The organism is Parachlamydia sp. (assembly GCF_050255895.1).
In the GTDB taxonomy this organism is placed as follows: Bacteria; Chlamydiota; Chlamydiia; order Chlamydiales; family Parachlamydiaceae; genus Parachlamydia; species Parachlamydia acanthamoebae.
The window spans coordinates 21,008-46,207 of sequence record NZ_JBFWIR010000014.1; the positions used below are offsets into that span (position 1 = coordinate 21,008).

Below are 25,200 nucleotides of genomic sequence, written 5' to 3' on the forward strand. Positions count from 1 at the left end.
TACATTTTCAACACAGCGTTATTTCACAGTCGCTGGCGATCGTGTTTGACTCCAAAGAAGAAGTAAAGTGCATTTGCTATCCTTGACCAACGTTTTCTTCTTTCTATCAAGGTGATGAATTCACTTTTAGATATACATCTCGTTATGCTTCTGCGTTTTAAAACATGGGCAATACATTCCATCTCTAAATTTTAAACCTTGATTAAGAATCTATCTTTCTTTTTAAAATAAGGATGTAATGCCTTTCTATAGAAAGGGTAAAATCAATAAAATTTAGGATTATTTATGCACGCATACGACGCTACTTCCTCCTCTACTGCCAATCCTTTAAAAGCCTTTTATCAAAGTGCTAAGAGGTTTTTTAGAAAGAATAATGATCGAATAGAAGAAGATACTCACTCAGTAAGTAAACGCTCTTTGGTTCCAAAAGAACAAGAAAATAAGCGTAAATATAGGACATCTAGTGCCATTTTTTTTGATAAAACTAACGAAACAGGTAATCCTGTTAAGGAAATCAGAGCGGTGAGTGTACGCTCGTTGAAACCAAAAAAAAATTCTCTCCAGAATCCTAGAGTCCATAGCACACCTTCTTTTGAGGAAGTCAGGAAGGAAAAAAATACTTTTTCAGGAGAAATAGAAACCGTTGAGAAAGACCTCTTGAATAACAGCGGTGCATTGCGAAATCGTAAATCGAAAGGTGTCAGAGTCGATTCTGATCAAGACAAGAAGGGCATAGAGCCTAGTCTAAAAGAAATGGAAATGGCTAGCGGGCAACCTTCTGGAAAGCGGATTCGCTCAGCAAGATTTAGTCATAGAACTTTGAGTGAATATTTCCCAGGAACCAAGAAAGAAGAAGAAACTCAACTAGATGGAGACGTTCGAACAGCTAGTGAAGGTGCTTTAGGGACGAGAAACCTGAGTCGAAAATTTAGAACATTGAGTGGCTATTTCCCGGGAATCAAAAAAGAAGTGGAATCTCAACAAGACGGAGAAACCCGAGCAGCTAGTGAAGGCGCTTTAAAGACCCGAATTCGATCAGCAAGATTGAGTCAAAGATTTAGAAGATCATTGAGTGGATATTTTCTTGAGGTCAAGAAAGAAGAAGAGGAGCCCCTTTTTTTTGAAGATGATAACTCAAGGAAAGAATATGAAATTTTTAAAACTTATGGATTGCAAGAAAAGCTCAAGTGTTTAGAAAAAATTTTTGATGAAGAAAAAAGCAAGCCAGCAAAATTGCGGTTCTTGTCTTCAAATTTTCGAGCTCAGTACGTCAACGTATCGATGGGACTATCGCCAAGAAATTCTCATGAAAAATTAAACGCCGCCTACAGAGAATTTCTCTTAAAAAAAGAGAACAATCGAAAGCCGCTTTAAAATAAAATACGCTCTTCTTCAAGCCCTGCTAGTTTGCTTGCCAATGTTTTCGTAGTTATGTATCCTCCGAGGGTTAACTATCGAAAATCCAATCAAATGAAAGCAGGGCTTGTTATGAGTATTGAAAGTAGTCTTCCAGATTTTTATTTCCATCTTAAAGAAAATAAACCTCTCCTATTCTCAGGAAAACGTTGGCAGGCTCCCCATGTTATTATCCGTTATTTATTACCCTTCTTAGTCGCTTCAAAAGCAAACATTGGCTTAAAGCTTTTGCATGCCATTGATCGATTCGAATTGCAAGGTAAGTGGAGACAACCGAAAGAGAAAACAATTAATGATATGCAGATGTATATTGAATGTGTTCAATTAGTCGTTAAACAACTTAATCGTTTGAATCCTAAAGAAAAAGAGCTTCGAGAGGAGCTTAAAATGCGTGTGGATATCTTGAAAGAACGCTTAGGGCAAGGAAAAAAAATTGATGAAACACGTGCGAATGCTTGGTACAAAAAATTAGAGGGAAGAGTTGAAGAATGGGCAAAAAATCGATGGAATACTCAAGAAAAAGATTTAACAGCCTCCCAAAAAGCACAAATTGAAAAGCTGAGACAGCATCCTTTATTAATGAAAAGGATTTTGCATTGCGATGCCCTATTTCAACGATTTGTGCACTGGAATTTAACTTATCAATGCGGTGGAGAAGACAGCATAGAAATTTTCCAAAGTCTTCCAGGATTAACGCATAAATTGATGAAAAGTGAACTCCATCGCCCTATTGGTTACCACGGAGGACTAAAACTTGAAAAAGATAAAACTGTATCGTTAAGGGCATTGCTTGAAAATCACAAAGGTAAATTGGAGCAAGGGAAAGTGAATCTCTTGTCGCCAAAAGAGAAATATCGATTTAAAAATGGGTATGAATGCTCAACAGCTGAGATTCTCAGAAATTTTTCAAAGTTTTATTGTCGCGGAAACATTCGTGAAACACATTTTGTTTACGAAGGTGATGGAATACAAAATTTCAATCCTTATCAGCATGGCAGCTGGAATCCTGAGAGCAAAGATTGGAAAAAAATTGACTTAACAGATGCTCATTATTACGAACATTTGCCAAAGTTTTACAAAAAATATGACAAGGAAGCGCTTGAAGAGAACTATCATACGACGATAAAGGCTGGCGAATGGTTGGTCGTTTTAGAAGCAGGAAGAGATTCCAATAAAGTGGAACCAGGAAATTCGCATGCCTGGATTAAAATTTTTAAACCTACAGATGATGATCAAATGGAGCTTTTGATGGCTTTTAGCCAGGCAGCTAAAGCGAATACGAATTCAATTTTGAAACAATTAAAAATTTTTATGGGGACAGTGCTGGCTGGAATTTGTATGCATGAACCACGCATTTATGACCAAGAGCAGCAATTTGGGGGACAAGGATTCAGTATTCCAGAAGAAAAAGCGGATGTTTTATTAGATTCCGTTAGACAGATCTTGCAAAAGGCAGAAAAAGAGCAGCTCTATTATCAAGTTGTGGGAAATAATTGTTTCCAGTTTGCTGTTGACTTTACCCGAAATATAGTTGGAAAGAGCCATTTTCAAAAAAAATGTAAGGAGGAAGATCTTAAAATTTCAGCATTGGACTTTCCATTTAAAATTATTCAACCCGCGCAAGCATATCTGAAAGGTCAGTCCCGTCTAATTCAAAAAATTTTCTTGGATTTTTTTGCGTCGCTTTTCGGATGCCATCGTGTATTAGAAATACGAGCTGGAAATGAGGTGCAAAAAATTTCAGTCGCTTCTCATTCCACATTTGCAAAAAATGGGGAGGTTTATGCCCCTCATCGTTTCATCGAATTAAAGCAAGGTTCCTTTATTTGATTTTAACACTCTTATTCTGAGTGTGTTTGCAAATATAGAGGGGGTTTGATATGGTGAAATTAAATATTTTAATTAGCTTTTCACCCCCACAGCCGGCTTCCCATGAAAAAAGAAGATCCTTTAGACAAAATGCTCAGTCAATTTACCCAGCTATTGGAATTAATTGAGGAGACCAAAAATAAAAAAGTCGTTGATGATTTGCCTCCTGATCTTGAAGATCGATTAAAAAGACTTGAAGTCGGGATCAATCTCCTTAAAAAAATCAATGAACAGGCAATGAGAGAATCTGGTATTACTGAAGAAACTCTCTTAGAAATGCAAAATAATCCTCCTCCGCGACATTCAAAAGAAGGCATCACCCTTGAACGTGCTAAAAAACTGCGTGGAGTTGTGCAAGAGATTGAACAATCTTATAAAATAGCGTATCAAATTGCTAAGCGTCGTGAAGAAATTTATGGAAGGAAAAAAGGCGCTAAGAATATTGCAAAAAATCGCCAAAAAAAATTCAAACGTCTCGGTGGTGACAAAGACTGGGTTCCACTTTAACTAGAGGTATAGATCAATGACAACGCGTGATCCGATTTTTCAAAAAAACCTGGGAAGATGGGCAAAATTTTCTCCAGAAAAAGCAAAACGCTTAAAAGACTATACTCAACGCTCCATGTCGATTGTGGCTAATCCAAATCAAGAATTAAATGCACTTTTTCCCGTCGGGGAAAAAATGGTTCCTTTGCACTCTACGGAAGATGCCAAGAAAGAAGCCGCGGATTGGTTTAAGTCATTGGAATTAGAAGATGAGACGGTCTTATATGTCTATGGTGTTGGATTAGGCTATTACTATCAGGCCGCTCGCGAATGGCTAAGAAATAACGACCAACACTACCTTGTATTTTTTGAAGACAGTTTAGAGGTTTTGCATCGATTATTTGAAACAGACCTTGGAACCCAGTTATTGAGCGACAAGCAGGTCTTTTTATTTTATTTTGACAGAGTAGATGAAGAGGATGAAGAGATCGATAAGCTCTTTACCACGCTTTCATTTCTGGAATATAAAATTTCTGCCCTTGAAAGCTATGAAACCGTGCGAAAACCCATCTACCAACAACTTAGAGCTAAAATTCGGTACTACATCAATTTCAAAGAATGCAGCGCCATTGAGTATATGAATTTTGGGCAGTTTTTCTTTCGGAATTTTTATAAAAATATTTTGTCGTTGCCGGATTCGCACTTAGGAAATGGACTTTTTGATCAATTTAAGGGAGTCCCAGCCATTATTTGTGGAGCAGGCCCTTCTTTGGAAAAAAATGGGGATTTAATTGCCGGATTAAAAGATAAGGCTCTGATTCTTGCCGGAGGGACAGCCGTCAATACCTTGAATGCCAAAGGAATTTTGCCTCATTTTGGGGTACAAATCGATCCTAACTGGTATCAAATGACACGCCTCATTATGAACCAATGTTATGAAGTTCCTTTTTTCTATCGAAATCGTTTTTATCATAATGCGTTTAAACTCATTCATGGAGATCGCCTCTATATTACTGGTAGTGGCGGATATGAGATTGCCAATTGGTTTGAAAAGCATTTAGGCATCGATGAAACACAAAATGTTTCGGAAGGACACAATGTCGTCAACTTCAGCCTTGCCATTGCCACAGCTTTGGGCTGTAATCCTATTATTTTTGTGGGACTGGATTTGGCCTATACCGAAGATAAATCTTATGCAGGGGGTGTAATTAGCCATCCTTTACATGATCGTAAGCAGCACTTCCAGACAAAAAACAGTATGGATGAGCTTATGGTTCGAGACGATATCAATGGAGAGCCTGTTCATACTCTTTGGAAATGGATTGCAGAATCTGTGTGGTTTGCAAGATTTGGATTGAGTAATCCCAATCTTACGTTGATTAATGCCACAGAGGGTGGTATTGGCTTACCGGGGATTCCTAATAAGACTTTAAAAGAAGTTTCGGAAGAATACCTTCAAAATCAGTATGATCTCTCAAACTGGATTCAAGGGGAAATTCAAGAGCATCCGATGCCTCCAACGGTCACGCGTGAAAACATTGAAAAAGTTATTAATGAAATGCGTGACAGTTTAGAAAAATGTCTTTGGTATTGCCAGGCTTTAAGTTTGGAATTCAACAGTCAGGCTGAGAAAATCAAAAATAACGAAGAGGTTAATCTCGATTTTCAAGATGACAAAATGATCGCTAATTTGCAGGCTTTGAATGAAGAGCCTGGCTATATCCACTTACTCCGTGTATTTAGCGATATGTACTTGCAAGCTTTTACCAAAAAAATTGAGCTTATTCGAATTCAAAGTGCAGAGGATGAACGAAAAGCCAATTTAAAAAAGGCCGAGCTTAATACGATGCGCTACCAATTTTTAGCTGAAACGGCGCGCGTGAATCTTTCACTGATTAAAAAAACCTTTGAAAGAATCTTAAGAAATTCCTCAAGAGACATTAAGGAACCCGGAGAGCCAGCTTTAAGTAAAGATTTTTCTGGTGATGTCTATACTTTTGAGAAGGGAGTCATCAAGATCGTAGATTTGGAATTAAAGCTAAATATCGAAGAAAAATTACCTGATGGGAGCTATCAAACGCAGAAAGTGGAATATCCAAATGGCCAGGTAAAAAAAGAATGGACTTGGAGAAATCATCTTTTGGAAGGCCCTTCCTCTTTTTACAGTGAAACGGGCGCACTATTAGGTCGAGATTGGTATGTGAAGGGAAAAAAACAAGGGAAATCCAAATGGTTCTATGCCACAGGTGCTTTACATAGCATACAGCGTTTTAAAGATGGTTTAGAAGAAGGGACTCAGGAATACTTTTATCCGAATGGGCAACTCAAAACGCACTTAGATTACCGGCAAGGTAAGTTGCACGGCGATGTAAAGCTCTATTTCTCAAATGGTCAGCTTAAGCGAGAGCTGCATTATGAGAATGGTAAGCGCAATGGGGTCGAAAGAATGTGGGCTCCGGATGGAAAGCTTGAGATTGAAGCGCATTTTCAAAATGATCAACCTGTCGGAATTTCGCGTGAATGGCGTGAAGATGGTCAACTGTCCAAAGAATATGCCTATGATGAGAACTCCAAAAAGTTGTACGCCAAGCAGTGGGATAGCAAAGGAGTTGAAATCGCCTCGCAAAAAATCAATCGCATGGATTATTTCGACCAAGTTGCCATCCAAACAGATGTTCTTACGCAATCGTTAGATAATGTTTTACAGCAACTCAATCGCTTTGTTCCCATTGTCAGCCAAGACAAAACAGTTGGATTAAAAGATGAAAGTGCGAAAGATATTCAACACGATCTAGAAGTTGTTCAAAAAGAAATGGAGCATCTGAAGAAAGTCGGACAAGATATGCTGGCTGAATCAGGCATAAATGTGGAAGGAGAAAAGGAGCAAATTTGGAAAACACCTTCTTCTAAAAAGGAAGTTGAAAAAATGCTAGATGAAGCCACCTCGAGAATGGGTGAAGAGATGGGAGAGCTTATGCAGCTTCTTCATGAAACCACTTCTCTGATAGCACATAAATTTAAAGAAGCTGCAGAAAAGAAAGAAAAAGAAGACAAAAAGTAACCTTTTAGGAAGTCAATAACATCAATTGCGTTAAATGCAATTGATGTTATTGAGTGGATCTTTATGCAACTGACTCTTTTTGAAAAAAATCTCGCCCTCTTCGCCGATACCCATCCTGAGGAAGCTCTCAGACTTAAAGATCCATCTTTAGCAGAAATCGAATTACGCCCTACCTGGGCCGGAGAAAGCAATCTCTACAATCAGGAAAATCACTTTTTTTATCATTCCAAACAAAATGCAAAGTGGGAAGCCAAAAAATGGTTTGAGAGCTTGAATTTAGAAGGTGTTCAGGCTTTATTTGTTATTGGTGTAGGTTTGGGATACTATTACTTGCCTCTTATGGATTGGCTTAAAAGGGATCCTGCTCGATTCGTTATTTTCATAGAAGATGATTTACGCGTATTTGGAAGGTTGCTTGAAACTGAAATTGGCACAGCTATCTTGACTCATCCACAAGTTGTTTTAAAATACTTTGAGACACCTACTGAAAGGGGATGGGGAGCTTTTCGAAGCCGGTTTAATTGGGTTTTTGAGGCATTTGCTTCTGCGACAGTGACAATTTCTGGCCTAAAAGAATATGCCGAAAATCGGAGAGCATTTTGCTTAGAGGTTAGCAATCAAATTTTGATGAATCTTGCCGAAAAAAAAGAGTTTTTAGACTATTTTCGGTTGGAAACACAGAAACAAGTTTTCACTAACTTTTATTACAACGCGCCCTACGTCAGTGAAGTTGGATGGGCACATGCGCTATACGGGCAATTCAAAAATGTGCCTGCGATAATTTGTGGAGCTGGTCCTTCACTTTCTAAGCATTTTGAACGTTTAAAACAGATGCATGATCAGGCAATCATTTTTGGAGCTGGTTCTGCTTTAAACGCGCTCACAACAAATGGGATTACGGCTCATTTTGGAGCGGGAGTTGATCCAACGGAGATTCAAGAAAATCGCATGCGCACCAATCATGCTTTTGGCGTGCCTTTTTTTTATCGGATGCGTTTTAATGCAGGAGCTTTTCAAGAATTACCTGGCCCCGCTTTGTATGTGGCATCTGGTAGTGATTATTACAGTACAGATTGGTTTGAAAGGCAGTGGGGGATTCATTCCCCAAAACAAATCGAGGCAGGTACCAGCACAACTCATTTCTGCCTGAAAATTGCCGAAGCCTTAGGATGTAATCCGATTATTCTCGTAGGAATGGATTTAGCTTATACACAAGGTAAACAATATGCGGAGGGTGTTCTAGTGCACCCAAGTTCGGGAAACAAAGAACGAGAGCAAATTTCTCGACTCAAACAGGAACAATGGGTCAAGGTCAAAGGGATTAAGGAGTCAGAGGTAAATACGACCTGGAATTGGATTCAGGAGGCGGCACTCTATACCGAGTTTCTGTTAGAAAATCCAAAGATACAATTAATCAATGCTACAGAAGGGGGAATGTCCATTTGGCAGATTCCTAATGAAAGTTTTGCCGATGTTTATTCCAAGCGATTAACCAATCAGCTCAATTTAGAGGGCCGTATCCAAACTCTTGTTCAAAATAGCCTGAAACAGCCTATTGATATAGACAAAGTTCTTACTTCGCTGAAAATATGGTCAGAGTATTTAAGACAGGCCATTAATTGTTGTCAGGATATCTTAAGTATTTTAAATGCAATGCGAGATGCAGTACTTTTTCAGAAATCTTCTTGGGATGAATTGCATACTCAATTTGATGCATGTCTATTTCAGCTTAAAAACGAGCTTGTTTACAAGGAATTTTTCCATAAAGTCGATGAGATTTTTACCAAACTTAGTTTGCGCGAAGAGTACCTTAACCAAAAGCGCGCAGATACTGAGAATAAAAAAGGAAAAAAACTCAAGTCTGTTCAGTTAAGAATCAAACGATATACATTTTTACTAGACCACCTCCAAATTCATCTGGAAGGCTGCTTAAAAGGGATAGAGTCTTTTTTAGATAATCAAAGGATCCTTCAAAAAAAAGAGCCCCATTCTTATACTTCCCAGCTGCATGATCATTCTCACTATGAGGTGAAAGAGGGGATTTTACGCCTGGAAGATCCTGAGCTTAATCTCTTCATTCATGAAATTTTTGAGGCAAAGGAAGTGGCTTTTTCAAAAGAGACCTGGAAAGATGTGTCATATTATCAAGGGGCTCTTTTGCATGGACCTTCGCGTATTTATGACTCTTCTAGAATACTTTTTAGCGAAACATGGTATGTGCATGGTGTGAAGCAAGGAAAAGCGAAAGATTATGACTTATCTGGACAACTTTGTCGACAAAGAGGCTATAAAAATGGGCTATTGCATGGTCTTCAACTTGAATTTTATCTTCCAGGCATATTGAAAAGCCAGCTTATGTATGTTGAGGGAAAGCTTGAAGGCGAGGCCTTGTTTTTTCACAAGAATGGAAGATTGCGCAGAAGATCAGAATTTCAAAATGGAAAAGCCGATGGTATAGAACAGTATTGGGATGCAGCTGGAAAGCTCATCATTGAATCGACCTATCGCCAGGGGATCTCAACAGGTATGTCGCAGAGGTGGTATAGCAATGGACAATTAGCCCGTTTGGTTGTCTATGGAGATCAGGGAGAGCCTGTGGAAATAAAAGAATGGGATGAGAAGGGATACGTGAAAACATGACTCAAATGATGGAAGCTCTTAGACGTTTTGCAGAAGATTGTGCACAGACACATTTCCAAAGGCTTCCACACGAAATCATCATTGAAAGAGCTGTCGATTTTGTGGAGAAAACGGAAGTTCAGCCACGAGTTTTTAGAATTAAAAATCTGCATAGCAATCTGCTTTTTGTGGTGAAGTTTTACCCATCCGAACGTTTTGATATCACGATGATTGAGCACTTAGCTGCGGCTGGAGGAATGCTGGGTCAATTGAAATTGCAAAAAAGCGTTATTAATTTACCTTTTGCTATCAGTCAATGTATCGAAGGTCAAACCATGTATTACCTCATCGCGTTTCCTGCTGCTGAAGGGCATTCTCTTTGGTTTTATCTTGAAAATGGGGATGCAGATATTTTACATGTAGCCATGCAAAAAATGGCCCTATCGCTTGCAGAGTTGCATTTAAAAGCGCTTAATGTTGCGGGAGAAATATCTTCCACATATGCATTGCAAGAGGAACATGCTTTGCGATTTTTTCAAAAAATGATGAAAAACTCTCCAGAAGTGCTTCCTTTAGACGTGGCGACCATTACAAAACGGTTCCATCAGTTACGTATAGAGATGTTAGCCTTTCCCTCTCCTACAGGATGGATTCATGGAGATGCGATGATTCACCACTTCTTTTATGCAATTGAAACGGATAAAATGACTCTCATTGATTTTGATCGTTTTATTTTTGCCATTCTCACGGATAAAAAAATGGGAGGGCCGATTGCTTATGATTATGCCTTTGTGATCAATTCCTTGTGGCAATTAGGCATTTATGCAGGAATTGATCAAAAAGTATTGCAGAGACTTGAGAAAGATTTTACAGGAACTTATCAAGCCCATATGGGAAATCTCTTTCCTTCCGAGCAATCAATCCGTTACTATTCCTTTATTTATTGTTTAAAAAAAGCCTGTTTAACCTCCAAACGACTGGAGCATTTTAGTCACGAAAATTCGACTTTTATTAAATTGAATCATATGCTCCAACATCTTGTGAATAAATTATGAATTTATATCAAAACATTGAACTCTGGTCTCAGACAGAGCCTCGTATCGCGCGCTTACTTGCCTATCAAGAGCCACAGAATGTGGAATTTTGTGAGTCTCAAAATGGACAGCTCAATTTAAAGAGAGGGGAGCTCCATTACCATTCACCTCTGAACCCTCTTGAAGAAGCTAAAGGATGGTTTTCAACAATCAATCAAAAAGATGTGCGCGTATTGTATGTCTACGGTGTGGGTTTGGGCTATTATTATGAAGCTGCTAAAGAATGGCTTCATCTTGATCCGCATCGACATTTGGTTTTTCTTGAAGATGATCTAGAAGTTATTTATCGGCTTTTGGAAACAGAGGGAGGAACGGCTCTTCTTGAAGATCCACAAGTCACATTGCATTATTTTGAAGAATTAACAGAAAAGTCGGAAGTTTTGGATGCCCTCTATTGGAATTTTGTGCTGGCTAGATTGCAAGTTTCAGCTTTGTTGCTTTATCAAAATGCGCGCCAGGAAAAGTATATAGAATTGCATCACAAAATTGTCTACGATGCCACGGTCAAAGATGCTTTGGTTGAAGAATATCTTTTATATGGGGCAGGCTTTTTTAAGAATTTTTATCCAAACATGCTGATGCTTCCGGAATCTTATTATGGTAATTGTTTTTTCGGCAAATTCAATCAAGTACCCGCCATTATTTGCGGGGCAGGGCCTTCTTTAAAGCATTCTTTGGAAGCATTGAAAGGGCTTTCTGATCGTGCCTTGATTTTTGCTGGTGGATCGGCACTCAATGCGCTGGATGCTGCGGAAATTACTCCACATTTGGGTGCAGGGATTGATCCCAATGCTGAACAATATGAGCGGTTAAATCGACACCAAGGTTATGAAGTCCCTTTTTTCTACCGCAATCGTTTATTTTACGGAGCTTTTCAGCAAATTCATGGTCCTCGGTTATACATCACCGGGTCGGGAGGCTATGATATTTCAGAATGGTTTGAAGAAAAATTTGGATTAGACACCACCTTTTTTGATGAAGGACATAATGTGGTCAATTTTTCTACTCAAATTGCACATGCCATGGGATGCAATCCCATCATCTTCGTTGGAATGGATTTAGCTTATACAGATCTACAAGCATATGCAGATGGAGTGTTAAAAGATGCCCAAGTGACTCCACAACAAATTGTCGAAACAGAAGATTTTGATAATGCCGCCTTTTTGAAAAAAGACATTTTTGGAAAACCCATTTACACGATGTGGAAATGGGTAGCGGAGTCTGATTGGATTGCAAGTTTTGCCGAAGAGCACCCCGAAACGGCCTTCTTTAATGCAACTGAAGGAGGACTTGGTTTTGAGGGCATTCAAAATCAGTCTTTGGCTTATATTGCAGAGAAGTATTTGAAAACAAGATATAATCTAAAAGATCGTATTTTTGGTGAAATTCAAAACAGTCAAATGCCTCAAGTCACAGAGCTGGCTGTGCGGGAGGCAATCGAGGAAATACAAACCAGTTTAAGAAATTGTGTGGAGCATTTAGACATATTAATTCAAGATGCCCAAGAACTAAGTGAAAAAATCGAGAAAGGGCATGAGGTTCCCCACCAGATGCAAAGCGGGCGAGCAGCCCTCGCCGAAACCGATTTGGCCGAAGAACCAGCTTATGAATATATTTTGGCTATTTTTAATGAGGTCTATTCTCGCATGCTCAATCATGAAGTGCGTTTGCTCAAGCTTTCCAAGGAGAACGAATGGAAGAAAAAGCAACAGGTTCTTCATATTTCAATGAAAAAACTTACGTTTTTGAAAGATGTGGCAAGCGCAAACCTAGAACTGATGCGCATGGGATTCAAAGAAGCGAATCGGAAGGCGGAATAATGGAGAACTATCAATTTAATGAAACGGAATTAGTAATTCAGGATTCTGAATTGCAGTTAGATATTAAAGTCGAATTTCGTCCTGTTTTAATTCCCAAGAATCCAGTTCCTGGACAATACGTGCAAACGCATACCATACAGATGGATCTCAGTGGTGGATTTTATTTGGAAAAAGACCAGGTGCGAGATGGACAAGCTCTTCTTTTATATCCTGACGGAAAAAGTAAGATGGAGTGTTACTATCTAAAGGGCTTTTTACATGGACCCTCAAGTTTTTTTTCTGAGACTGGTCAGCTTTTAGCAAAAAGTTGGTTTTATGAAGGAAAGCAAGAGGGTAAAAGTTTTTGGTATTATCCTTCAGGTCAACTTTACAGCATTCAGCGCTACCGAAGAGGGCAATGGCATTTGTTACAGGAATATTATTATGAGTCAGGAAAGCTGAAATCCAGCATTCATTATCAAAATGGTCATCTAGATGGGGAAGTGCGTCTTTACTTTTCTGATGGAACTTTGAAAAGGACAAGACAATTTTCTCAAGGAAAAAAACTTGATTAAATACATTAACAAATTGCCAAAGATTTTTTTATTGAAAGTTAATGAACTACTATGTTTTAATTAGTTCAAATTAATTTAGACCTATTTATTGGTTGGTGTCTCTTATGAAAAGCTTCTAATCGATTAGCAATCTATTGCTATTTTTATACTTGCAGTTTTAGCTGTTTTTTCATAAGAGGTTGAATTCAAAATATCTCACTTCTTATTTTTCTTAATCTTTAGAAATTCAAATGGACATTTTGAATATGACACACCAACATATCGTTTATTCCTCCGGAAATATAAAAGAAGTTTGGAAGACTTCTTTACCTCTCATGTTTTCGTGGCTTTCCGTAGTTTTAATGACCTTCGTTGATAGGCTTTACCTCGCCCATTATTCAACCGATGCGTTAAATAGTACGGTGACTTCTGGTACAATCGCGATGGCTTTTACTTATGGACTCCAAACCCTTTGTGAAATGGGTGGCGTTTTGGTCGCTCAATATAATGGAGCCCAACGCTACGACCAGATTGGAAAAGTCATTTGGCAGGTTCTTTGGATTACGCTTGGCTCCTTCGTCTTTTTCATTCCACTTTCCTTTTTTGGGGGAGATATTTTATTTGGCAATTCTAGTCAGGGGGCTCTTGAAAAAGAATACTTTTCTAAGCTTGTTTTATTCGGGCCTGCTCTAGGGTTGATTGGATCCATTTCTGGTTTTTATATTGGACGAGGATTTACCGCTGTTATCACGAAAGTTGTGATTGTAGGAAATATTTCCAATATCTTTTTAGACCCTTTATTTATTTTTGGATGGGGGGATTTTCAAGGAATGGGTGTCAAGGGAGCTGCTTTAGCGACAGGAATCAGCTGGATTGCCCAAGGTTTAATTTTATTGGGGTGTTTCTTAAGAGCAAGTAACCAAAAAATATTTAACGCTTTTGCTTGGAGAATCGATTTTAAACTTCTCTGGGACTGTATTAAAATCGGATTGCCCACAACATTATTTATCGTTCTTGAAATTGGCGGATGGGGTGTTTTTTATATCATGATGCGCGATGCAAGCCCAACACACATCCTCGTTGCAGGTATTTGCCAAAGCATTCTCATTTTATTTGTCTTTGTGGGGTGTGGGGTTCAAAAAGGGATTGCTTCGATTGCAGGTAATTTAATTGGGGCTAAAAAAACGGAACATTTAAATCAACTGATGCGATCTGGAGTATGCATCATTTCTGGTTATTTTTTGTTTACTTGTATTCCATTAATTTTATTTCCAGACTTCATTATTAGCTGCTTCTTACATAATCCTGAAAGTCTTGAAGGGGCAAGTCAATTGGCTGATTTAGAAAGCCTTAGGCCTTTACTCCGTTTTGGCTTGGTTTGCACATGCATTTATTTGTACCTCGAAGATTTACGCATGGTTTTTTCGGGTATCCTTTCCGGTGCTGGGGACACATTCTTTTTAATGGTATCAGGTGTTATTGCAGTTTGGTTGTTTTTATTGCTTCCTTCTTATGTGGGGATCGTACAAAACCACGTGTCTGTCGAGATGGCAATGGGAATTTGGGTTTTTTATAGTTTTACCGCTTTGCTTATTCCGTTATATCGTTTTTATTATGGGAATTGGAGAGAGCGCAAAGTGATAGAAGCTGCCTAGTGTTCTTTTAGAAGGTTGCTGGTTCTTTTTCTAGCAGCTTTTTTTCAATTCCCTAATAATAACTTGTTAGAGAATTATATCTATTTCATCATTAATGATTTTAATTTAGCTGTCCGAAAACGGCTAGTTCTATTTGATGCAACGCATTATAATAAAAGAATGGAACAAGAAAACTACCAATTATATCGAGCCTACTTAGCGAGAGATCCTCGTTTTGATGGCGTGTTTTTCATGGGCGTCACATCGACGGGCATTTATTGTCGACCGATTTGCACAGCAAAAACACCCAAAGAGGAAAATTGTCGTTTTTTTAGAACAGCAGAAGCTGCTGAAAAAGCAGGCTTTCGACCTTGTTTACGATGTCGGCCTGAAATGGCTCCAGGCCATGCTCCAATTGATGAGGCGCAACGAATCGCTAATCTGATCGTTTATCATCTTGAAGAAAGCATGCTTGAGGAAGAGCACGGATTGGAAGAGGTTGCTGCTTTTTTTCACCTAAGTTCTCGGCACATTCGGCGTATCATTCAAAAAGAATATGGCGTTTCTCCTATGGAGCTGGTTTTAACACGCCGCTTATTGCTAGCCAAACAATTAATGACTGACACATCCCTGTCAATTACCGAAATTGCCTTTGCAAGTGGATTTTCAAGCATTAGACGTTTTAATGATGCTTTTAAAATTCGCTATAAAATGAATCCTTCCCAATTGCGCAGGGCCATCGAGGAGAGGCCTGAAATGGCGGGTGTGGATACGTTGATTCTGCAATTGACCTATCGTCCTCCCTATGATTGGAAAGGGGTGATCAATTTTTTGCGTGTTCGTTTGATGAAAGGGGTAGAGCACATTGAGGGTGATCGGTATTTGCGTACAATTCAGCTTGGAAAAACTAAAGGCTGGATTCAAATCTCTCATGCGGAAGAAAAACAATCTCTGATTTTTGAACTTTCGCATTCCCTCTTGCCCGTTTTACCGGCTTTGTTAGGAAGAATACGTAGTGTCTTTGATCTGAATGCCCGCCCAGACGTGATTTCTACACATCTGAGGCAGGATAAATGGCTAACCGAAGCAGTTAATGTTAATCCAGGCTTACGCATTCCCGGGGCATTTGATGGATTTGAATTAGCTGTTCGCGCAATTCTTGGACAGCAAATCACCGTCAAAGCAGCCACGACTTTAGCTGGACGCCTAGTTCAAGCTTTTGGCGAAAAAATTCAGACACCTTATCCTGAATTAAAACATCTCTCCCCGACTCCTCAGCGGCTTACCATCGCCACTGTTGATGAGCTTGCCAGCCTTGGGATCATTCAATCTCGTAGTAAAAGTATTATTCACTTGGCGGAAGAAGTTGTATCTGGGCGTTTGCAACTGGATGCGGATGTGTATCCTGAAAAAACGATGCAAAAGCTTGTCCAAATCCCCGGAATTGGAAAATGGACGGCACACTATATTGCGATGCGTGCCCTACGCTGGCCAGATGCTTTTCCAAAAGAAGACATTGTCTTGCGCAAATGCTTAGGAAACGTCACAGCTTCTCAAGCAGAAATCCTATCTCAGTCTTGGAGACCTTGGCGCAGTTATGCCGTTTTGCATTTATGGCAAAATTCTTCTATCTAAACTTCTGAAAATTAAATTTACTGCGTTGCTTAAAAAAATCAAAAGAAATATCAATAGCTTTGTGAATATTCCACACCTAAATAATTGGGGTTTCTTGTGAGTTTTAAACGTCCTTCATGGATGTATCTTTGCTTCTTTTGCTTTATTTTTCAGATAAACGCTTTTGAATTAAATGATTTAAGGCTGGGGGGTGAGCTACCAGACCGGAAGATTTATCCGTATTGATCGAGATTATTTGGATTTTAACGTGTTTTGCCTGTGGAAATCAAAGATTTGGATGTTTTTATTGATTTGGACGGATATCGATTTAATGATGGTAAATGGGGCGCTAGTACTGGTATCGGGATTCGAAAAGAGTTATCTGATGGGTGTGTACTGGGTTTAAATACATACTATGACTATCTGAGAGGGCGGGGAAGATTCAGTTTTCATCAGGTGGGAGTCGGATTTGAAATGCTTAGCGATTGTTTTGATGTTAGAATCAATGGCTATTTACCTGTTTCTGAAAAAGTACATTCGCATCAATGTCTTTCTTTTCACTATTCTGGAACGGATTTTCATGCCAGCCGCTGTAAATTAGAATATGCTTATGGAGGATTGGATGCTGAGATAGGGAAACCTTTATTAACGTATTATGATTTTGACTTATATGGTGCGGTGGGCCCTTACTATTTTTATCGGCGAAATTTCAAGCATTTTTGCGGAGGATACGCGCGCCTCGAAGTGGATTGGAAATCTATTTTATCTGTTGGTGTGCAAGCAAGTTATGACAAGTTTAATGCAATACGGCTACAAGGGATTTTTGCGGTTTCAATTCCTTTAGATTTTTGTAAAATAGGTGCGATCTGCGAAGACTCGTCCCTTTTCTTGCAAAATGTGAGGCGTAATGGGGTGATATTAACAGATCACTGTTGGGATTGGGAATGGAATTGGTAAAAGAAACGGATTATTCAATTAAAAAACCAGGCTGAGGATTTCAGCCTGGCTTTTTTCTGATTAGGAAGAGTGAGGCGCTTTTTTGCCTTCACGTGAGCGATAAGGAGCTCCGGATCCAGATGAGCGTGATGGGGGACGACGACCTCTATCACGGAATCGATTGTTAGAATCTCTTGAAAATCCACCTCTTTTTCTCTTTTGATGAGAAGAGCCACCTGATCTTTCAATATCTTGGGGGTGAATCCCAATATGCTCAGGACCTTCGACTTTTTTATAGTCTAGTAACAATGAAAGAAGGTTTACGCTAATTTCTTCGAGAGACATTTCTTTTTGTAATTCTGTCAAAAGGGCATGTGCTTCTTGATCAAAATGACGTTGTTGAACTTTCTTCAAAAACTTCTCTGCAAATTTGCGTTTAACGTCTTGAAGAGTTGGAATGGATTGATACTCAATGTTTCCACCGTGTTCACGGAAAATGTGTTTTAATCCGCTTACTTCACGAGGATTCAAAAGTGTAATTGCAATCCCTTTATTTCCGGCACGTCCTGTACGGCCAATGCGGTGAACATAGCTTTCTGTTTCGTATGGAAGATGGTAGTTATATACGTGAGTGACGTCTAAAACGTTTAAACCGCGTGCAGCAACGTCTGTGGCAGCCAATATTTGAAACTCATTCTGTCTAAAGCCATCAATAACACGCTGACGTTGAGGTTGTTCCATATCTCCATGCAATCCTCTTGCACCGTAACCACGGCTTGTTAAGAAAGAAGAGACGCGGTCAACATCTTTTTTAGTTCTGCAGAAAATAATCGATTTAGCTTCTTCTTGCGCATCAAGTAAACGCACGAGAGCATCATCTCTTTCTGATTCATGAATCACATAGCAGATTTGCTGAATGTTTTGGCTAGCTGTCTCTTTTTTTGTGATTTTAATGAACTCTGGTTCACGCAAGAATGTCTTTGCTAACTTCTGAATAGGAAGTGGCATTGTTGCGGAGAATAAAAGTGTTTGTCTTTCTTTTGGCAAGAATGTGAAGATTTCTTGAATGTCTTCTAAGAAACCCATATTCAACATTTCGTCAGCTTCGTCAAGAACGACGATAGGAGGAGAAAAGTGACTTAAGCGTCTGGATTTAAGAAGATCTAAAAGTCTTCCGGGTGTTGCTACAACGACTTGAGCTCCCCGTTCAATTCCATCAATTTGACGTTGGATAGATTGTCCGCCATAAACAGCGATTGTGCGGATGCCACAATATTTGCCTAAGCGATAAAGTTCATCACTCACTTGCACTGCAAGTTCACGTGTAGGAGTAATGACGAGAAGACCGACGCCAGCTGCTTTGTCTAAGCGATTTAGGGAAGGAAGGCCAAAAGCGGCTGTTTTTCCTGTTCCTGTCTGCGCTTGAGCAACGACATCTTGTCCATTGAGAATAATGGGGATAACTTTTTCTTGAATTGGGCTAGGTTGCGTGAATTTAGCTTCTGCAATAGCTTTCAACAAGGAATCATTGAGGCCAAAATCGGTAAAAAGAAGTGTCGATTGAGGGGTTTCTGAAGATGTTGTGTCATTCATTTTGTAACCATTTTTCCTTTTAGGTGGTTTTTTACGAGGCGTAATATCTCCTCCTCGCAAAAGGAGTTGCGCTTCCTGTTTGAACCTCTTGAGATCAAGGGACATCTGGACTGACCCGTTTAATTAACGAGTTTCTTGTGAGAATTACGATTTATTTAGATGCAAGAACTAATCATACAAGGTTCTTTAATTTTTTTAAATACATTTCTTGTGTTTTATTATTAAAAAATTAATTAAATCAATCGTTTAATTGATGAATTAAATTTCTGAATTTGAGCAGAGGTTATCTAGAGGATAGCTAAAATCCAATTTGAAAAATCATGGTTGCCAAGGGAGCAAGCTGAATACTAACTCCAACTTTTTTTCCGTGTGAGTCAACGTGAATATGTGGATTGAGATTACGCTTTCCCGATCCCCCATATTTTTCATGATCTGTATTAAAGCATTCTGTTATCCAGCTGATGTTTTGTAGGTGGATAAAGTAATCGGAATGATAGGCCGGTGTAAAATTATGTATGCACAGCAGCGCGCCTTGGCTACTTTTACGCAAATAACAAATCACGCTATTTTTCGTATCATTAAAGTCGACCCATTCAAAGCCGGTATGGTCGAGATCTTTTTCCCATAATTCTCGCGAAGAAAGATAAAAGTGGTTGAGCTCTTTTACCATTGTTTGGATTCCTTGATGAGAAGGGTACCGAAGGAGATCCCATTCGACTTCCTTTTTGCAAGACCATTCGTTCCATTGACCGATTTCGGCACCCATGAAAAATAACTTTTTGCCGGGTTGACACATGGTATAACTGAATAATAGACGTAAATTGGCAAATTTTTGCCAAAGATCGCCGGGCATTTTCCCCAGCAGGCTATTTTTTCCATGTACCACTTCATCATGAGATAAAACCAAAACAAATTTTTCAGTGAACGCGTATAAAAGCCCAAAAGTGAGGTCATGGTGATGGTGACTTCTGAAAAGCATGTCTTTAGAAAAGTAGCGAAGAGTATCATTCATCCATCCCATATTCCACTTGAAATCAAAGCCGAGTCCATTTTGTTCAACGGGATAGGTGACTGCAGGGAAAGCGGTGGATTCTTCAGCGATGGTATAAACGCCAGGGAAAAATTTATGAACAATAGAATTTAAGTGTTTGAGAAATTCGATGGCGTCGAGATTTTCTTTTCCACCGTATTGGTTTGGAATCCATTGTTGCGGTTCGCGTCCATAATCTAAATAAAGCATGGAGGCTACGGCATCAACGCGTAGTCCATCAACGTGCATTTTGTCGAACCAAAATAGGGCATTAGCAATTAAGAAATTAGATACTTCATGTCGGCCAAAATTGAATATGTGGGTGTGCCAGTGGGGATGAAAGCCTTGTCGAGGATCGGCATGCTCATAGAGAGAGGTGCCATCAAAATTTCCCAGAGAAAAATCATCGGTTGGAAAATGGCCTGGGACCCAATCGAGAATGACACCGATTTGATGCATGTGGAGATGATTGACAAACCATTGAAAGTCTTCTGGTGTTCCAAAACGGCTTGTCACAGCATAAAAGCCGGAGACTTGATATCCCCAGGATTCATCTAAGGGGTGTTCTTGAATGGGCAAAAGTTCGACATGCGTATAACCCATTTCTTGGCAATAACGCGCGAGTTCAACAGCTAATTCTCGATAATTGAGAAAATAGCCATTTTTTGTTTTCCATGATCCCAAATGGACTTCATACACATTGAGGGGTTTTGGATCATTTCTTTTCAGAATGCGTTGTTCCATCCATTGTTGATCTTCCCATTGAAAGCGATCCACATCGGTAACCATAGAGGCTGTTGCGGGACGTAACTCACTCCTAAAAGCAAAAGGATCCGCTTTAATTTTCAGCTCTCCGGATTGAGTACGTATTTCGAATTTATACTTTTCTCCTTCTCCAATTCCAGGGATAAAAATCTCCCAAATTCCTGATTGACCCAAAACGCGCATCGGATTGGTTCGACCATCCCAATGATTAAAGTCTCCTACAACAGATACAGAGCGGGCAGATGGTGCCCACACCGCAAATTTGGTACCTTTATGTCCTTGATGCTCGGCCAAACGAGCGCCCATAATTTGGTAGAGTTTATAGTGAACTCCTTTGCTAAAAAGGTATTGATCCACTTCGCCAATGGTTGGTGCAAAAGTGTAGGGATCGCTGCCGCTTAATCCATTTTGGTGAAAGACTTCATAATCTGTTTGTTGGAGGGTATTTGGCACTTTTAATTCAAAAAGACCAGCTTGGTGGATCTGTACGGCTGGAATGATTTGATCTTGAATTTTTAAATGGATTTCCTTTGCACCTGGTCTCCACAATCGAATGACTTGTTGATCCTCTGAAGCTTGGTGTAGTCCTAAAAATTGGTGGGGGTCAAAGGCTTCTCCAGCAAGTAATGAATCAAATTGAGTGTGGGTAAGGGGAGATGTGTGCGTTTCCATACTTTTTCCATTTGCTTAGCTTAAGTCGCAGATTAGCTTATCTCTGAAAATTATCAAAGAGATAAAGTTGATCTTGCTGGACATCAAGAGGAGCGTGGCAGGAAATGAAGGTTCCTTTTTCAGCATGAAAAGTGCGCAATCGCATTCTTTTTAATTCGCTCTGCAATGAAAAGTGCAGTGTTTGTGTTGCGTTAGCATGTAAGATCACACGACGTAAAGTTTTTTTACTCCATTCAAAATGAAGCTCGCCGATCCCTTCACAGTGCCACTGAACAGCTCTTCCACTGTGAAACTCCGGGGGTAGGGCGGGCAGTAAAGAAAGGGTGTTTTGTTCAACCTTTAAAAAAAGAGAGCGAATGAACTGAGCTCCCTTGGTCAAAATCTGAAGGGGAGAAATGTTGGCAGAAACGGGCGGCAGCTTAAACCCTTGGTGTTCAGAATCGAGTGAACGGGGAGAGAGAATGCCTTCCAATCCGGCAGCAAAAAGAGGGTAAAATGCTTCCAGAATTTTTTCAGGGGGATGTTGATGAACCGCATTTTCGCAATTCAGCAATAAAGAAGGGGTTTGGTCTTCGTTTAGATTCAGTGAAGGAAGTAAAGAAGCGAGTCGAAACCAATGGGGAAAAATTTCAGCAAAATTTGCCCGTCTTTTAACCAAATCCCAGTCCTGTGCTTTATGATTGCCAAGTGAGAGTCTTTCTAAAGAAGAAGCCTGATTAACTTGATCTGGGCAATTGAATGTGATCTTATTTGTTTCCGATTGGCAATCAAATGAAGGGGAAAATTTTAATTCAAAGCCTCTTGTCTGAATGATTTGAATCGAATCATTCTCAATAAAGATATGATATTCAAAGTACCCTTCGATGGCGTGTCCCCAAACTTTTATTTCTCCCTTTTCCAAATCTTGCTGAACTGTAAAATCTTCCACAGGACCTGTTAAATGTAAATTTATATGCCCGATCGATTGGGGGGAAGCACTTGCGAGAGAATCAATTTGTATGCAAGTTGGAAAAATACGAAATCGCAAGGAGGTGCGAGGAAGTAGGCAATAGGTGCCAGGAAGGTGTGAAAAAGGGCGTAAACGTTCAGCAATAGAAATTTTCATGTGATTAGACTTTGCGTACAAATTTTCCAATAAGGCCTTGTGGTGTGTTTTCAACTAAATCAACTTCGATAAGCTCATTTGATTGAAAATCCCCTGTGATCCAAACATTCAAAAAGTTTTCGGTGTGGCCAGATATTTCGCCGGGACGAGAAATGTGGCCAGATTCAGTTAGAACAGTCATTCTTTGACCAACGAAACGTTCTCGTAATAAGTAAGCTTGATGTTCAGCAGAACGCAACAGTTCCTGTTTACGTTTTTTAATGACATCTGGAGGAACTTTATTAGGCATAAGGGCTGCACGTGTGCGTTTACGTTCGCTATAGGGAAACATGTGTACTTTAGCAAATTGCACTTCCTGCATGATTTCCATAGTTTCTGCAAAATCTGTTTCAGTCTCACCCGGAAAGCCGACAATGATATCCGTTGTAAAAGTAAAGTTGGGGTCTGCTTGACGAAGGCGATCAATCGTATTTAAAAAGATTTGTCGTGTGTATTTGCGATTCATACGCTTTAAAACAACATTAGAACCTGATTGCAGAACAATATGCATAGAATGACATGTTTTAGCTCCATTTAAAACAGCATCTGCCAGTTCATCATCAATTTCGTCGGGGTCAATTGAGGAGATACGCAAGCGTTTTAGGCCAGGAACTTGATCGACGGCTCTGACAAGATCAACTAAGCGATGAGGAGGCATTCCTTCGACTGGGTTTCCATCAAAATCGCCAATATTAATTCCTGTTAAAACAATCTCTTTAAACCCATTGGAAATGAGGTCCTTGACTTCATCGATAATTTCAGGAATGGTACGAGAACGAGAGCGCCCTCTCACGTAAGGGATAATGCAATAAGTGCAGAATTCATTGCAGCCATCTTGAACTTTCACGAAGGCTCTTGTGTGGGCATCAAAATTTTTGATTGAAAATTCAGGAACATCTTCCTCGGGAAAGAGGGTTTGAACGAGCTGATCTTTCTCTTTGTTAAGAACGACGTGTTCAACACCTTTAATAGAGGCAAAGATTTGAGCATTTTGCTCAGCTGCACAGCCAGTCACTACAATTTTTGCTTGTGGATTCTCTTTCGACAATTGTCGGACATCATGTTTGCTTTGTAAATCAGCTGTTTCAGTTACTGTGCATGTATTGACGATGCAGACATCTGCTTCTTCGTCTTCTCTTGCGGGGCGATATCCTAGCGCAATTAATTGATCTTGATAGGCTTGCGATTCATATTGATTCGTTCGGCAACCTAAAGTTGCGATCTTAAATGTTTTTTGGGGAAGAGAGGATTCGTTCATTAAACTAAAATTAATTAAATTAAAAAGATTGTAGCATAGCAGAGATGAATTGAGGACGCAAGCAAAATTAAAAGATCTGGCTATCTCCTAATATCTCGGTAAATAAAGGAAATTATTTTTATGACTTAGTAAACATTGAGATCAGCAAAAAGTGTCACGCTTTAATTTATAAAAATATTTGTGTGTGTAATGCGTGTTAAGATTAGTTTATTAGCATTGATGTTTTTTGTGTTTGTTGTTATTTTTTTGAAAAAATATGCCAAAGCATGATTATACAATTTTTCTCATTTAACAACTTAATTAAGCACTTTTAATCAACTTTATTTTAACTATTTCTATGAATCCTTTCATTCCAGCTGTGCAAGCTCTTTTTGATGCTGCTCAATTTACCAAAATACCGCCTGTACATGAATACTCAAATATTCCCGACAGTCATCAGGAATCTACCGTTGTTCCTAAAGATCATTATCACGATTTTGAACCTTGCGAACTTCCGGCCGATCAAATGATCGCGATTTTTAAAAGCTTGGGTAGAATTGACATGTATGGATGGGTTACTTATGCATATCATACAGATTTTAATTACGCAGATTTGGTTCTTGAAACGAATGAACTAAAAGCTCTTTTTGATCAGCTGAATTGTCAAATCCAAGTGCGTGGGTTAGATTTTAAAAAATTTACTATAACTACACTGTTTGGTCACATTGTTCAAAACTTAGAAGCTCATGAAATCCAGATTTCCTATATAGGAAGCGGGGTAAAAAAGAAGATACTTGGAGAAGCTTACTTTGTAAAAATCTTAAGACTTTTTACAAAAGACCCATTAATAAATTTGGATGAAGACACACTATCTGAACTTCAAAAGAAAGACTGTGATGATGACTATCAATTTATTTTTATAAACCAGAAAAACAAAAATATTTTAAAAGCATCTACTAGAGAAGTTGTAAACTTTCTACAAACTCAAGTGAAAGATGCCCGGTATAAAGAGTGGGTTCAAAGCAGGAGCTTAAAGCATTTTCATGTTGTCGACTCCCAATTTTCATTAATTTCTTGGGTGAACAAATACGATGTTTCAAATTCCGGGATTTCAAAGGAAGTTGATTGTGATCTGTCGTTTGTTCTTATTCCAGATGCCTGTTTTTTAGAATCTGAATTAAAAATATCGCTTAATCATTTTTTAAGAGATGGAGTAATCAAAAAGCTTAAACAAAGCCGATTCATTTGTCCGAGTGGAGGTCATTATATCCGAAATGGTGAAACGATTTCAGATGATGGTTTACAAGGACTTTTTGATTTTTATACAAAAATTTTGCACATTCACGATTTAGAAAAATTGAATAAACACAGCTTTTCCAAACTCATTTCCCTGATTTCGATGGGAAGGCGAGATTACGGTTTCGGTGTCAAATATTCACAACAAGATGCGAAAGGGAGAAAAAGTTTATCGTGGCAAATTGTCGATCGGTTTATCAAGGGAAAAACAGAAGAGATCACACTTACAAATGCCCTTCAAATTTCACATTATTTGAAAAACCATTGTCCAGGGGATGAGAAAATGGCCATTGCAATGGCTAGTAATGCTTGTCTGTGTCTTAGCGAACACGTTTCCGGAAAAACTTTAAATACCTTTTATAAAAGCATTCTTTCCCATCC

General features: G+C 39.1%; 15 protein-coding genes and 1 pseudogene. 12 read left to right on the forward strand and 4 right to left on the reverse strand.

Annotation, left to right across the window (positions count from 1 at the left end):
- Positions 1-285 precede the first annotated feature (285 nt).
- The 11 genes from AB7E63_RS03795 to AB7E63_RS03845 all read left to right on the forward strand — a co-directional run bounded on the left by AB7E63_RS03795 (position 286) and on the right by AB7E63_RS03845 (position 17,103).
- A complete protein-coding gene (locus AB7E63_RS03795) occupies positions 286-1,374 on the forward strand; it encodes a hypothetical protein (protein WP_013925118.1) in 1,089 nt (362 codons plus the stop codon).
- A 114-nt stretch (positions 1,375-1,488) separates the two neighbouring features.
- Entirely contained in the window at positions 1,489-3,246 is a 1,758-nt protein-coding gene (locus AB7E63_RS03800; RefSeq protein ID WP_232503187.1) for a hypothetical protein, read from the forward strand.
- 102 nt (positions 3,247-3,348) lie between these two features.
- A complete protein-coding gene (locus AB7E63_RS03805) occupies positions 3,349-3,792 on the forward strand; it encodes a hypothetical protein (RefSeq protein WP_006341021.1) in 444 nt (147 codons plus the stop codon).
- Between the two features lie 16 nt (positions 3,793-3,808).
- Complete coding sequence (locus AB7E63_RS03810; RefSeq protein WP_013925116.1) at positions 3,809-6,832, forward strand: 6-hydroxymethylpterin diphosphokinase MptE-like protein; 3,024 nt, start codon at positions 3,809-3,811, stop codon at positions 6,830-6,832.
- A 63-nt stretch (positions 6,833-6,895) separates the two neighbouring features.
- Complete coding sequence (locus AB7E63_RS03815) at positions 6,896-9,472, forward strand: 6-hydroxymethylpterin diphosphokinase MptE-like protein (RefSeq protein WP_428418743.1); 2,577 nt, start codon at positions 6,896-6,898, stop codon at positions 9,470-9,472.
- Positions 9,469-10,506, forward strand: a complete 1,038-nt coding sequence (locus AB7E63_RS03820) for a phosphotransferase (protein WP_006341018.1) — start codon at positions 9,469-9,471, stop codon at positions 10,504-10,506. The genes AB7E63_RS03815 and AB7E63_RS03820 overlap by 4 nt, the downstream gene beginning before the upstream one ends.
- The gene (locus tag AB7E63_RS03825) at positions 10,503-12,365 is read left to right on the forward strand and encodes a motility associated factor glycosyltransferase family protein (protein ID WP_006341017.1); all 1,863 of its coding nucleotides are present in this window, start codon (positions 10,503-10,505) and stop codon (positions 12,363-12,365) included. The genes AB7E63_RS03820 and AB7E63_RS03825 overlap by 4 nt, the downstream gene beginning before the upstream one ends.
- Positions 12,365-12,919: a toxin-antitoxin system YwqK family antitoxin gene (locus tag AB7E63_RS03830; protein ID WP_013925115.1), complete on the forward strand. Its 555-nt coding sequence runs from the start codon at positions 12,365-12,367 to the stop codon at positions 12,917-12,919. The genes AB7E63_RS03825 and AB7E63_RS03830 overlap by 1 nt, the downstream gene beginning before the upstream one ends.
- Before the next feature lie 230 nt (positions 12,920-13,149).
- The gene (locus AB7E63_RS03835) at positions 13,150-14,553 is read left to right on the forward strand and encodes an MATE family efflux transporter (RefSeq protein WP_006341015.1); all 1,404 of its coding nucleotides are present in this window, start codon (positions 13,150-13,152) and stop codon (positions 14,551-14,553) included.
- Between the two features lie 159 nt (positions 14,554-14,712).
- Positions 14,713-16,167 carry an AlkA N-terminal domain-containing protein gene (locus tag AB7E63_RS03840; RefSeq protein ID WP_232503186.1) on the forward strand — a complete coding sequence of 485 codons (1,455 nt, stop codon included), beginning with the start codon at positions 14,713-14,715 and terminating at the stop codon, positions 16,165-16,167.
- A gap of 258 nt (positions 16,168-16,425) precedes the next feature.
- A complete protein-coding gene (locus AB7E63_RS03845) occupies positions 16,426-17,103 on the forward strand; it encodes an inverse autotransporter beta domain-containing protein (protein ID WP_006341013.1) in 678 nt (225 codons plus the stop codon).
- Between the two features lie 60 nt (positions 17,104-17,163).
- Here AB7E63_RS03845 and AB7E63_RS03850 read toward each other — a convergent pair whose 3' ends face one another.
- The 4 genes from AB7E63_RS03850 to mtaB all read right to left on the reverse strand — a co-directional run bounded on the left by AB7E63_RS03850 (position 17,164) and on the right by mtaB (position 23,544).
- Positions 17,164-18,780 (reverse strand): DEAD/DEAH box helicase, encoded by a 1,617-nt coding sequence (locus AB7E63_RS03850; protein ID WP_006341012.1) that lies wholly within the window; start codon positions 18,778-18,780, stop codon positions 17,164-17,166.
- A gap of 193 nt (positions 18,781-18,973) precedes the next feature.
- Positions 18,974-21,142 carry a 1,4-alpha-glucan branching protein GlgB gene (glgB, locus tag AB7E63_RS03855; protein ID WP_006341011.1) on the reverse strand — a complete coding sequence of 723 codons (2,169 nt, stop codon included), beginning with the start codon at positions 21,140-21,142 and terminating at the stop codon, positions 18,974-18,976.
- A 37-nt stretch (positions 21,143-21,179) separates the two neighbouring features.
- Entirely contained in the window at positions 21,180-22,247 is a 1,068-nt protein-coding gene (locus AB7E63_RS03860) for a hypothetical protein (RefSeq protein ID WP_006341010.1), read from the reverse strand.
- A gap of 4 nt (positions 22,248-22,251) precedes the next feature.
- Positions 22,252-23,544: a tRNA (N(6)-L-threonylcarbamoyladenosine(37)-C(2))-methylthiotransferase MtaB gene (gene mtaB, locus AB7E63_RS03865; protein WP_006341009.1), complete on the reverse strand. Its 1,293-nt coding sequence runs from the start codon at positions 23,542-23,544 to the stop codon at positions 22,252-22,254.
- A gap of 337 nt (positions 23,545-23,881) precedes the next feature.
- Between mtaB and AB7E63_RS03870 the strand changes: the two are divergent.
- A pseudogene (locus AB7E63_RS03870) lies at positions 23,882-25,200 on the forward strand (hypothetical protein); the annotation flags it as partial.